Raw genomic sequence first — 12,655 nt, 5'->3', positions numbered from 1 at the left:
CTTGGCGACACTATTGTAAGTTACATATCAGAGAACATCACTACCCAGTTGCGCGACAGCATTGTGAGTGCAATATCGACCAATGTAACTCAGGAACTGACCAACAACATAATGTCCAAAGTAAAGATAACAGGACTGAAAGGCATTGTAGTAGGTGGCAGTGGCACCAGCAGCATAAGCGTATCGCTGCCCAATGGTACAGATGGACAAGTGCTGAAATGGAACGATACAACAAAACAATGGGAAGCCTCAGACGATACAAGTATCGCCTATACCCCTTCCACCTCTATAACACTGAATGGAACCGAAATCCGAAGAGCCGCTTTGACAGGTGACGTTACCGCTACAGCCAACAGCAACGCTACTACCGTTGCTCGTATCCGTGGACGAAACGTAGCCACTACCGCCCCTACCGCAGGTCAGGTGTTGAAATGGAATGGAAGTGCTTGGGCACCTGCTGCCGATGATAATACCGACACCAACACTTTCCCGGCAGTAAGCAGCACCACAGGTTTAGCCATTACAGGTAGCGGTACAGCCACCCAAACTATCAACCTGCCTGGTGGTACAGCCGATGGTCAAATAATGAAATGGAATGACACTACCAAAAAATGGGAATCGGGTACGGATGAGAATACCACCTATACTGCTTCTGCTTCAATAACACTGAATGGAACCGAAATCCGAAGAGCCGCTTTGACAGGTGACGTTACCGCTACAGCTAACAGCAATGCTACTACCGTTGCCCGCATCCGTGGACGAAATGTTTCGACTACCGCTCCTACCACAGGTCAGGTGTTGAAATTTGACGGAACAAACTGGGCACCTGCTGCCGATAACAATACCGACACTAACACTTTCCCGGCGGTGAGCAGCACCACAGGTTTGGTTGTTACAGGTAGCGGTACAGCTACTCAAACTATCAACCTGCCTACCGGTACAGCTGCCAATCAGGTATTGAAATGGAATGCTACTACTAAGCAATGGGCGTTGGGTACAGATGCTAACACCAATACCTTTCCTGCGGTGAGCAGCACCACAGGTTTAGCTATTACAGGTAGCGGCACAGCCACTCAAACTATCAACCTGCCTGCCGGTACTGCCGATGGTCAGGTAATGAAATGGAATGCTACCTCCAAAAAATGGGAACCGGTAGCAATAAACACCTTAGAAGCTGATGCTATTGTAGGCAACGAAGTTACCAATGCTACCAACTCCACCTTGGTGCGTACCGGTAGTGGTACTGCAGCAGCGCCTTATACATTGGCTCGTGCAGCTATCAGTGGCGATGTAACTATTCCTGCTGCCAGCAATGCAGCTACTGTAACCAAAATACAAGGTAAAAGTATAGCTACCACCGCTCCTGCCGCTAATCAGGTATTGAAATGGAACGGAAGTAGTTGGGCTCCGGCAGCCGATAATGAAGGTTGGAGCCTGACCGGAAACGCTGCTAACAGTGGTAGTTTTATTGGAACTACGAATACTACTCCATTGATATTTAAAGTGAATAATACAGTTGTCGGTTATATTGCTTCAGTTGCAAGTTCGTCAACATCTTTTGGTTACGACGCAAGTCGTGCCGGAACAGAAAATGTAGCAATTGGCTATCAGGCTCTTAAAAATGCGACATCGACAGCGTATAGTAATGTTGCTATTGGCCATGGTGCAGCTTCAGGCCTCACTACAGGATTTCATAATGTCATTGTGGGTGGTACAAAAGTAGGGAGCCCTGCCTCTGATATTACTACAGGATCTTTTAATATCCTTATTGGCTCATCTCTTTATGGAGGTTTTTCACCTACAGCAGATAGTCAATTAGGCATTGGACTATGGATAATGGGAAATTATAACGAAACTTTGAAAAAACATTGTATTGGAGTTGGGGGGGCTATGCCTCAGAGTGACCATGTCCTATATGTTAATGGTAAAGCCGGTGGTAGCACTGCATGGACTCAAAGTTCGGACCGTCGTTTGAAGACAAATATCCGAGGTATCAGCTACGGCTTGCCGCAGGTAATGAAACTGAATCCTGTAAGCTTTACAATGAAGGAGTCGGGCAATAAGCAGATTGGTTTCATAGCTCAGGAAGTGCGCGATATTATCCCTGAAATAGTAAGTGGAACAGAAGGCGATATTGAAAAAGGAGAGGTATTGGGTATTTCTTATGCCGAGTTTGCTCCGGTGCTGGTAAAAGCCATTCAGGAACAACAAGTTGTGATAGAGCAACAACAAAAAACAATCGATACACTGATTCGCCGGATTGAGGCCTTAGAAAAAAAATAAATGTGAATGTGATAATGTGGCTGTAAATACGGCTTTGTATTTTGCCCCGCCTGTCTGTCAGGCGGGGCTTTTGTTTTGGATTTGTAGGCTTGAAACAAAATCAGTAATTTTAGCGGAAAATTTTCAGAATACTAACCCTTAAAAAAACAAAATAGTATGGCTTCACCTGTTTCAGAATGTTTATATTGTCAGAAATTACCTGTGTTGGACGAGTTAATGATTAAAATCTGCGATTTGGAAGTTTCGCAACTTTTCCTTTTCAAAGAACAAAGTTACACCGGACGTTGCAATGTGGTGTACAAAGACCACGGTGTCGATTTTCACGAATTGAGCGACGAACAGCGCAATGCCTTTATGAAAGACGTTGCCCGTGTGGGAAAAGCATTAAATAAAATTTTCAGTCCTGATAAAATCAACTATGGTGCTTATTCCGATACATTAACCCATTTGCACATGCACATCGTACCCAAGTACAAAGATGGTTACGGATTTGGAGGAGTATTCGAGATGAACCCGAAAAAAACATATTTATCCGACAGCGAATATCAGGAGATGATTGCAAAGATTAAAGAGAACGTAATATAACAACGGCTATATTGAAAAATAAAATGAAAAGGACGTTAATATTATATATTAGCCTGGTATTTGTTTTGGCAGGCATTCATTCCCTGTCGGCTCAGAATACGTTGAAAATCGAGGAGATAGAAATGGTTAATCTGGGCGACGGACAAATGTATGTTCATAAACGCGATGCGGACAAGACTGCTGTAGATGGAAAAATCCGTATTATAACAGGGTATACCACCGAGTATATAGATGCCAATTTTAAAAAAGGATATGCCGAAGGGCGTTGGGATTATTATAGAAGCAATAAACTGAATGCTTATATGATCTACACCAACGGTTACCTGAACGGCGAATGTGCCGAGCTATATCCTGACGGAGACCAAAAAGAAACCGGAAATTATAAAACGGGTAAAAAGGATGGCGTGTGGAAACAGTATTATGGAGAAGGAAAGGTAAAACAGCAGGAAGAGTATAAAGATGGCGAGATACGAAAGATTACTCAGTATTACCCCGATGGAAAGTTGGAGAGCGAACGTAACTTTCTGAACAGGAAAGAACACGGGGCTGAGAAACATTACGACAGGGAAACCGGAAAGCTGAAAACCGAAAAATATTACGAAAATGGCAAGCAGGTAGGTAAACAGACTCAATATATTTCGAGTAACCGGAACGACTACGTACAGGTAAGCAACTATTCGAAAGAAGGCAAGCTTGATGGCAAATTTACCGAAACATATACCGAAACCGATAAAATAAAAGCCCAAGGCCAGTACAAGGATGGAAAAAAAACGGGCGTATGGAAATACGGCAAAAAAGACGGTGAGCCCACCGAAGAAGAAACGTATGAGGCTGGCGACCTGCGTAAAGTTATCAAATATTATACTGATGGTAGCATAGAAAGCGAACGCAGTATGCTGAACGGCAAAAAACATGGTGTAGAAAAACAATACGATTGGGAAAGCGGACGATTGAAAGCAGAGAAGAATTACGAGAATGGCAAACAGGTAGGACGGCAAATGCAATACTATACAAGCAGTACAAATAGTTATGTACAGGTAAGTAATTATTCGAAAGAAAGCAAGCTCGATGGTAAATTTACCGAAACTTATGCCGAAACCGATAAAATAAAAATCCAAGGTCAATATAATGGAGGAAAAAAAATGGGCGTGTGGAAATACGGGTATAAAAACGGCAATATTTATAAAGAAGAAAAATACGAGGACGGAAAATTAATTGAGACTAAAAAAATAGAAAATTAGATAGTAGCTACAAGTTTTTAGTTACAAGTCTTTTCTCCGGCACAAGTTGCGCTTCGCTAAACTTGCGCCAAACGTTTAGGTGCAGAGTGCCGATAATATTTATAGTTTGAAAACCTTTGGGAAGCGGCAATTTTTTGTCGCTTTTCTTTATTCTCAGTATTAAAGAAAAATTTCCGTAATCCTTTGGAATATCGAATCTAAAACACTAATTTTGCGCCTATTCGGTGAAATGGCTGTTTCTTCTTTCAGCTATTTGATTATTAGACGATTGCATTTTTCGAATTTAATAACTCTAAATACATATTAATACAAAAACAAAAATTTATGTGGTTAATTGATTCCTCTGTTGGGAGAAAATTTATTATGGGAATATCGGGGGCTTTCCTTGTGTTATTCCTTTTGTTCCACAGCATTATGAACGTTGTGGTTATTTTTTCGCCGGAAGCTTACAATGCTATTTGCGCATTTTTGGGTGCAAACTGGTACGCTGTTTTGGGCACTTTGGTGTTAGCAGCGGGTGTTGTTGTCCATATGCTTTACGGTGTGCTGTTGTCTATTCAGAATTTACGTGCACGCGGACGTGAGCGTTATGCTGTCACAACCCGTCAGGAAGGCGTGGCATGGTCGTCAAAAAACATGCTGGTACTTGGGATTGTTATTTTAGCTTTCCTCGTATTGCATTTAATTCAGTTCTGGGCTAAAATGCAGTTGGTAGAGCTTACCGGAATGGGCGGACACGAAGCTCACGAGCTTGCTGCCAACGGAGCTTACTGGATTCAGTACTATTTCAGCAAACCAATATACTGTATTGTATATATAGTAGCCCTTGTGGCATTGTGGTTTCACCTTACTCACGGAGTATGGAGTGCCATGCAGTCGATGGGATTGAATAATAAAACATGGTTACCTCGTCTGAAAGTGATTGGCAATGTAGTTTCTACAGTTGTAGTATTGCTTTTTATATCGATACCGGTTTATTATTTAATAATTACCATTTTCGGGTTGTAATATGTTAAACGTGAAAAAGAATTGAAGATTATGTCAAAAATAGAAAATACATCAACCACAGCAGGTGCTACTATAGATGCGAAGATTCCACAAGGCGCTTTGGCCGAAAAATGGAGCAACTATAAAGCACATCAGAAATTAGTAAACCCCGCTAACAAACGCCGTTTGGATGTTATTGTAGTAGGTACAGGCTTGGCAGGAGCTTCGGCTGCCGCTTCGCTTGCCGAAATGGGTTTTAATGTGTTGAACTTCTGTATATCAGATTCTCCACGCCGTGCTCACTCTATTGCAGCACAAGGGGGTATCAATGCAGCTAAGAACTATCCTAATGATGGTGACTCTGTTTACCGTCTGTTTTACGATACTATAAAAGGTGGTGACTACCGTGCACGCGAGGCAAACGTTTATCGTTTGGCCGAAGTGTCGAACAGCATCATCGACCAGTGTGTGGCACAAGGCGTTCCTTTTGCACGCGATTACGGTGGTTTGTTGGATAACCGTTCGTTTGGTGGTGCGCAAGTATCGCGTACATTCTATGCACGCGGACAAACCGGACAACAATTGTTGCTGGGAGCTTATTCTGCCCTGAGCCGTCAGGTGGGTAAAGGCACAGTGAAATTATATACCCGCTATGAAATGTTAGATGTGGTAGTGGTAGAAGGACGTGCACGTGGTATCATTGCCCGCAATTTGGTAACAGGGCGTATCGAACGCTTTTTCGCACATGCGGTAGTAGTAGGCACAGGTGGTTACGGAAATGCGTTTTTCCTGTCGACCAACGCTATGGCGTCGAATGGTTCGGCTGCTGTTCAGATGTACAAAAAAGGTGCTTATTTTGCAAACCCTTGTTTCGCTCAGATTCACCCTACTTGTATTCCTGTGCATGGCGACTATCAGTCGAAACTTACTTTGATGTCGGAGTCGCTCCGCAACGATGGACGTATCTGGGTACCGAAGAAAAAAGAAGACGCAGAGGCTATCCAAAAAGGAAAACTGAAACCGACTGAAATAAAAGAAGAAGACCGCGATTACTACTTGGAACGCCGTTATCCGGCTTTCGGTAACTTGGTTCCCCGCGACGTAGCTTCGCGTGCAGCAAAAGAACGTTGCGATGCAGGTTATGGTGTTGGCAACACAGGTTTGGCTGTTTATCTTGACTTTGCCGATGCAATCAATCGTCTGGGCGAAGATGTAGTACGTGCCCGTTACGGAAACCTTTTCCAAATGTACGAAAAGATTACCGACGACAACCCATATAAAACACCGATGATGATTTATCCGGCTATCCACTATACAATGGGTGGTATCTGGGTAGATTATGAATTGCAAACTTCTATCAAAGGGTTGTTCTGTATTGGCGAAGCAAACTTCTCCGACCACGGTGCCAACCGCTTAGGTGCTTCGGCTCTGATGCAAGGTTTGGCCGACGGGTATTTTGTACTTCCATATACTATTCAGAACTATTTGGCCGACCAAATCCAAGTGCCTCGCATGAGTATAGATATGCCTGAATTTATCGAAGCTGAAAAGGCTATTGAGGATAAAATCAAAAAAATCATGTCGATACAAGGAAAACGTTCGGTCGATTCAATTCACCGTGAGCTTGGACTTGTAATGTGGGATTTTGTAGGAATGGCACGTAACAAGGAAGGTTTGCAGATTGCGTTGGAAAAAATCAAAGCAATACGTAAAGAATTCTGGACTAATGTATATGTACCGGGTAATGATATCGACCTGAACGTGGAATTGGAAAAGGCAATCCGTCTGGCCGATTTCATTGAGGTTGGCGAATTGATGGCTCGCGACGCAATACAACGTGAGGAATCTTGTGGAGGACATTTCCGCGAAGAGTATCAGACCGAAGAAGGCGAAGCTCTGCGTAACGACGATAAGTTTGCTTATGTAGCTTGTTGGAAATACACAGGAGAAGGTAATGAACCTGAAATGCTGAAAGAACCTCTTGACTACGAATTTGTACAACGTCAACAAAGAAACTATAAGGCGTAAGTTAGTTACGAGTTACAAGTTACGAGTTACAAGTTTTTTGTAATTCGTAACTGAAGGATTAAATATGATGACTCATAAAGATTTAATTGTTTGGCAAAAAGGAATTGAATTGGTTAAGGATGTTTACGAAGCAACCAAGGCTTTTCCTCAAGCGGAACAATTTGGATTGGTTTCACAAATAAGGCGTTCGGCCGTTTCTATTCCTTCGAATATAGCAGAAGGCTGTGGACGAAACTCAGACAAAGAATTAATTCATTTTCTTTATATTGTTTTAGGGTCGGCCTCGGAATTGGAAACTCAGTTTATTATTTCTTTAGAATTGAATTTTATTGAAAAAGAAAAGGCCAATTTGATAATGAGCCAGTTGAATGAAGTGATAAGAATGACATCATCGTTAATTAAATCAATAAAAACTCGTACTGAAATATCTACTAAATAATTACAAACATTGGTTACGAAAAACCAGTTCTTGTAACTTGTAACTCGTAACTTGTAACTATAACACTATGGACAAAACAATAAACATAACGCTAAAAGTATGGCGTCAGGCAGGTCCGAAAGCAAAAGGTAAATTCGAGACCTATAAACTGGACAATATCTCTACAGATGCTTCCTTTTTGGAAATGATGGATATATTGAACGAAAAATTAATAAGCGAACGCAAAGAGCCAATCGCATTCGACCACGACTGTCGCGAAGGTATCTGCGGAATGTGTAGTTTATATATCAACGGGCACCCACACGGGCCTGATTCTGAAATCACCACATGTCAGTTGCACATGCGTAAATTCAAAGATGGACAAACTATTACTATCGAGCCTTGGCGTTCGGCAGGTTTCCCTGTTATCAAAGACTTGATGGTAGACCGTACTGCTTACGACAAAATTATGCAGGCAGGAGGTTTCGTGTCGGTAAATACAGGCGGTATCCCTGATGGAAACGCTATTCCTATCCCGAAAGATAAAGCCGACGAAGCTATGGATGCTGCTGCATGTATCGGTTGCGGTGCATGTGCTGCTGCCTGTAAAAACGGTTCGGCTATGCTATTCGTTTCGGCTAAGGTGAGCCAGTTGGCTCTATTGCCTCAGGGTAAGATAGAGGCTAAACGCCGTGCTAAGGCTATGTTGTCGAAAATGGACGAACTTGGTTTTGGTAACTGTACCAACACAACAGCTTGCGAAGCAGAATGTCCTAAAGCGATTTCTATTTCGCACATTGCACGCCTCAACCGTGAGTTTATCAAAGCAAAAATAGCTGACTAACGATATAAAGTTATTCGAAATAAAAATGGCTGCTAATTTGATTTTAGCAGCCATTTTTATGTATGTATAGTTATCTATTGTTGTTTACAACCAAATTTGTAGGCGAAAGTAACTTTTCCGCCTCAGCTGGTGAGCGTTAAGAAATTCAGCGTAACGTAGCGTTAAACAGGATTTGCTGTTTGACGAGCGAAGCGAGGAGTTNGTTTACTTTTTCAGCTATAGGAAAAAGTAAAAGCCTGTCCGGCTTGAGGACAAAAATTAAACGTATTACAATCTATATAATGAAATAGCATGATAGTAAAAGAATAAGCGGATTGAAAATCCTTATAATACATTAAGCGGGATTACAAATCCCGCTTGACGGTGAAGCTAAAATAGCTAATTAAGGAACCTATTTATTCGGAATAAAAAAATGGCTGCTAATTTGATTTTAGCAGCCATTTTTATGTATGTATAGTTATCTATTTACCTCATTCTTCGTCTTTCTTCTCATCTTCTATTATCTCTACTTTTATTTCTTCTCCTTCAGGAGTTATAGTTTCGGTAATAATAACTTCTTGTTCCGGTTCATTATCATTGTTTGCTTCTAAAACCAGTTTTTTGTAAATCACCGTATTGCAACCCAACATTGTTACTACAAAAACAATGGCAAGAATTATAACGAATACTATTCCAACAAAAGGTATCATACCCAGTACGAAAGATAAAATACCAAATGCCAATCCTAATAAAATTCCTGTACCGAAGATAGTCCATTTGTACCCATATGTAGCTTTATTACTCTGAATCATGGCTTCGCTTGGAGCTATACCTTTATCTATCAACACATAAACAGCCAACGACCAACTTAAAGAAATGATAATACCCGGCACTATCATGAAAGCCATAGCAGGAACTATTGCAATAGACATAAGTCCTATAAGTGAGAAATATTCACCCATGTATTTGCGGTATTTTCCGTCGAAGATGAAGGTAGGAGAAATAACCTTTCCTTTAGCCAGCTCAATTGGAATAGCTGCCATAGCAATGGTGGTACCTACGTTGATATAGGGTATCCAGCAGGTGAGGATGTAAAGGACAACTGCGCCGATTAACGATAGCACGTTTTTAATTCCAATACTTATTCCTTCGGGAATAATACTCTTGATAGTAATTTTCTTTGCTTCCATGAGATTGATAATTAGATTATTACTTGAAATGTTTATTGAAAATGCCTATTGTTATATAACATAGCAACTGGCATTAAAAATAAATATTTTTTAAATATAATCAAATTAATTAAACGTTTTGTAATACTTGCTTTGCCGTAAAGCGTACTTCAAACTACTACTATATGAGCAAGCTAAAGGCGTAATTTATATTCTGTAAGTAATGCTGATGCGTTAAACCAGTTTCTTTGTTTTGACAATCGGAAATATATCATCCGGATGCTCCGTAGGAGCATAAGTTTGGTAATAATACGTAACAACGAGCATTATTCGTGCCGTAGGTACGAAAACATTGCAGCAAGTAGCGTACCTACGGCACGTAAACACGGTGCTAAAAGCCGGTCATTACCAAACTCCCGTACCTATGGGACTTTAAATGTTAACGTGATTTTTAAAATCGGGAAAACGATATTTTATGTATATAGCTATGCAATAGAGAATTACCCGAAATAATTGATTTCTAACGCATCAGTAGTATTCTGTAGAATTAAACCTTAGTAATAAATGATAAACCTGCAAACTCGACCTTATTAGCTTATTAAACAACTGAGAAATAAGGTAATAAGGTTGAGGTTTATGAGGCGTTGATGCTACTAAGGTTTGTTGCTGAAAATAAGGTTTTATTTTCAAGTTTGCGTTTATCTGTATTTCTTGGCAAGCTAAACCAATTGAAGTATTGAGCGGCATTCTGAAAAAATCCGGACTTTTGAAAAAAACTGTTACAGCTTGATAATCATTGGCTTATGGACATCCTTTTATTTGGCTAATTATCAGCAGATTATGTTATTTATACTCTCATCTATGTAGACCTTTTGTCACATAGCATACTAATCCTGTGTGATAACTTGCTTCATTTTTACTCTGCGGAAGATTTGTGCAGTAGCGAGGGGGGGGATGACTGCTTGTAGCTATTATTTTATCTCACTTTTCCAGAATAAACCGCCAAGGTTTATTTTTCCATATCTCTCCGGCATAGTCTATGCCGACACGTGGAGCAGTTGCAATTTTTTTGATATCAGGAGCATCTTCAATCCATATCCTACTGGAAATGAACGTGTCTTCGCCATAAAAGCTCCTGTCTATTTTCAGCTCGCGCCCCACACGTCCTGAGCCTACGATATTGTCTATCCCTCTGATGAGTACGGCTTGAGGGTGGTTTTCGCAGCCTGTTACAAAATTAAGCATCCAATACATGCCGTATATAAGATAAACATATACCGCTCCACCATTACCAAACATGATTTCGGTGCGTTTTGTCCGCCCTTTGCTGGCATGACAGGCTAAATCTTCTTCGCCAAGGTATGCTTCGGTCTCGGTAATAACATAGCGGGATATAGTACCGTCGTCCCATTTCCGAACAAGGGTTTTACCCAAAAGTTTTTCGGCTACAGTTACGGCATCTTGCCTGAAAAAGTCGATAGTAAGTCTTTTATTAGGCATGTTTTTTACTTTTTATTTTCGGCCTTCTGTTTCTTATATTCAGCAAGCGATTCGGGAGTTGTTTTCCAACGCCTGTGCATCCATACCCATTGGGTAGGATAGGCGCGTACCATTTCTTCCATTACTGTAGTTTGGCGTTGGGTGTTTTCAAGCAAGTCAGCCTTGAGGTTTCCTGTATGGATGACAGGTAATTCGGGGTAAATGATAAAACGATAGTTATCATCTTCTTTGCGTGTCATTACCATAGGTACGATTAAAGCTCCGGTCTCTAAGGCGAGCCGCGAAGCACCGAGAGGGGTATATGCCGGTCGCCCCATGAAATCGACAAAGACACCCTTTACTTTGGTATCCTGGTCAATCATCAATATCAGGCACTCGCCTTTATGGAGTACTTCTATCAGCTTATTATAAGAGCCTTCCCGTGTTATGTTTTTCATTCCCCGTCGCGCCCTGAATTTAACCATCAGTGTTTCGAGCAGTTTCATCTTCATCGACTTGCTTGCTGCTGAAGTTTCGTATCCCAGCATAGGAGGGGTAATGGCGGCAAACTCCCACGAGCTAAGGTGAGGAATAAGGCAAATCACCCCCTTACCTTTTTCGTAAGCAGCACGCAGATGTTCTTCTCCTTCCACTTCGATGAGTTTGAAAAAGCGTTTTTTGTTAGTCAGGCGCGAATAGGCCATGTAGTCGAAAAACGATTTTATTTCTTCTATAAAAACCTCTTTAGCCATTGCTTCCCGCTCTGCCGGGGTGGTTTCGTTCCCATATATCATCTCTAAATTGGCAAGTGCCCGTTGGCGCGATTTATCGGCCATGCTGTAAAAGCGTTTACCCACGAATGATGAGAACCGTCGTGTCCAGGATATAGGAAGTGCTCTGAACACCAATACGGTGAGATACAGGAACGGATACAGAAGTAATAATACTAATTTTCGACGAAATGTATTTATATCGAATTTCATTTTAGCTAAGATTCTTTTTTACTTCCGATACAAATTTTTATTCAGATATTTTTTCTTGGTTATCAATGCCTTCCGTAGTTTCAGCCGCGAGGTTTTTCCCTTTCATTGCGATTTTTTCGTCCCATATTACCCACATGAGGAATATAACGCCATAAAATATGTATTTGAAAAGGCCTTCGTGCAGAAAGTCGAACCAATCGAAATGATTTTTTACGCATGCTGTGATAACAGTCAGCCGGAAAAGATTGAACAGATAGACAATCAAAATACCCATTGGGATATACCACAGCTTCTTTTTCCACGGGCCTCGTGTGAATGCAATGATACAGGTAAAGATATAGGCTTGTTTAATGCCTGTACATGCCCAAACGATGCGGACACCGTATCCTGTATCGAAATAGAGGTTGTTGTGATTGCCTAAGATAACGTCCGACCCGAAAAATTGCAGCACTTTTGCCGTCATATCGGCAAAATGTTTTGACATATATATGAATGGTGCCGATATGTCAAGCCCGAAAAAGGTTACCAGAGTGTCCGATTCGTCACCTTTTACCGTAAACTTCCAAAAGTAATTGGATATGAGCAGAATGATGACAAAATAAATGATGCCCTTGTAGGGTTCGAGTTTTTCGGGAAATATGTTTTTTTTCGATTTCATA

General features: G+C 41.2%; 12 protein-coding genes. 8 read left to right on the top strand and 4 right to left on the bottom strand.

Annotated elements, in window-relative coordinates:
- The 7 genes from D0T49_RS08285 to D0T49_RS08255 all read left to right on the top strand — a co-directional run.
- A partial coding sequence (locus D0T49_RS08285) for a tail fiber domain-containing protein (RefSeq protein WP_163630254.1) occupies positions 1-2,283 on the top strand: 2,283 nt, incomplete at its 5' end.
- Between the two features lie 156 nt (positions 2,284-2,439).
- Positions 2,440-2,868: an HIT family protein gene (locus D0T49_RS08280; protein ID WP_163630251.1), complete on the top strand. Its 429-nt coding sequence runs from the start codon at positions 2,440-2,442 to the stop codon at positions 2,866-2,868.
- A gap of 23 nt (positions 2,869-2,891) precedes the next feature.
- A complete protein-coding gene (locus tag D0T49_RS08275; protein ID WP_163630249.1) occupies positions 2,892-4,109 on the top strand; it encodes a toxin-antitoxin system YwqK family antitoxin in 1,218 nt (405 codons plus the stop codon).
- 324 nt (positions 4,110-4,433) lie between these two features.
- A complete protein-coding gene (locus tag D0T49_RS08270; RefSeq protein WP_163630247.1) occupies positions 4,434-5,117 on the top strand; it encodes a succinate dehydrogenase cytochrome b subunit in 684 nt (227 codons plus the stop codon).
- A gap of 30 nt (positions 5,118-5,147) precedes the next feature.
- Positions 5,148-7,124, top strand: coding sequence for a fumarate reductase/succinate dehydrogenase flavoprotein subunit (locus D0T49_RS08265; protein WP_163630245.1), 1,977 nt, complete (start codon positions 5,148-5,150; stop codon positions 7,122-7,124).
- 64 nt (positions 7,125-7,188) lie between these two features.
- Entirely contained in the window at positions 7,189-7,563 is a 375-nt protein-coding gene (locus D0T49_RS08260) for a four helix bundle protein (protein WP_163630243.1), read from the top strand.
- A gap of 67 nt (positions 7,564-7,630) precedes the next feature.
- Positions 7,631-8,386 carry a succinate dehydrogenase/fumarate reductase iron-sulfur subunit gene (locus D0T49_RS08255; protein ID WP_163630241.1) on the top strand — a complete coding sequence of 252 codons (756 nt, stop codon included), beginning with the start codon at positions 7,631-7,633 and terminating at the stop codon, positions 8,384-8,386.
- Positions 8,387-8,856: 470 nt separating this feature from the next.
- Here D0T49_RS08255 and D0T49_RS08250 read toward each other — a convergent pair whose 3' ends face one another.
- Complete coding sequence (locus tag D0T49_RS08250; RefSeq protein WP_239057044.1) at positions 8,857-9,555, bottom strand: hypothetical protein; 699 nt, start codon at positions 9,553-9,555, stop codon at positions 8,857-8,859.
- A 279-nt stretch (positions 9,556-9,834) separates the two neighbouring features.
- Here D0T49_RS08250 and D0T49_RS08245 point away from each other — a divergent pair, with 279 nt between their 5' ends.
- Positions 9,835-10,047 (top strand): hypothetical protein, encoded by a 213-nt coding sequence (locus D0T49_RS08245; RefSeq protein WP_163630238.1) that lies wholly within the window; start codon positions 9,835-9,837, stop codon positions 10,045-10,047.
- A gap of 468 nt (positions 10,048-10,515) precedes the next feature.
- Here D0T49_RS08245 and D0T49_RS08240 read toward each other — a convergent pair whose 3' ends face one another.
- From D0T49_RS08240 to D0T49_RS08230, 3 genes are read right to left on the bottom strand one after another with little or no spacing between them, the layout of a single operon-like run.
- Positions 10,516-11,034, bottom strand: coding sequence for a DNA-3-methyladenine glycosylase (locus tag D0T49_RS08240; RefSeq protein WP_163630236.1), 519 nt, complete (start codon positions 11,032-11,034; stop codon positions 10,516-10,518).
- Positions 11,035-11,039: 5 nt separating this feature from the next.
- Positions 11,040-11,996: a lysophospholipid acyltransferase family protein gene (locus D0T49_RS08235; protein WP_163630234.1), complete on the bottom strand. Its 957-nt coding sequence runs from the start codon at positions 11,994-11,996 to the stop codon at positions 11,040-11,042.
- 37 nt (positions 11,997-12,033) lie between these two features.
- Complete coding sequence (locus D0T49_RS08230) at positions 12,034-12,654, bottom strand: archaeosortase/exosortase family protein (protein ID WP_163630232.1); 621 nt, start codon at positions 12,652-12,654, stop codon at positions 12,034-12,036.
- Between the last annotated feature and the right edge of the window lies 1 nt (position 12,655).

Source organism: Paludibacter sp. 221, assembly GCF_010501035.1.
Lineage (GTDB): Bacteria > Bacteroidota > Bacteroidia > Bacteroidales > Paludibacteraceae > QVMH01.
The sequence above is the reverse complement of the archived record's forward strand: the minus strand, read 5'-3'. Positions and strand labels throughout refer to the sequence as shown.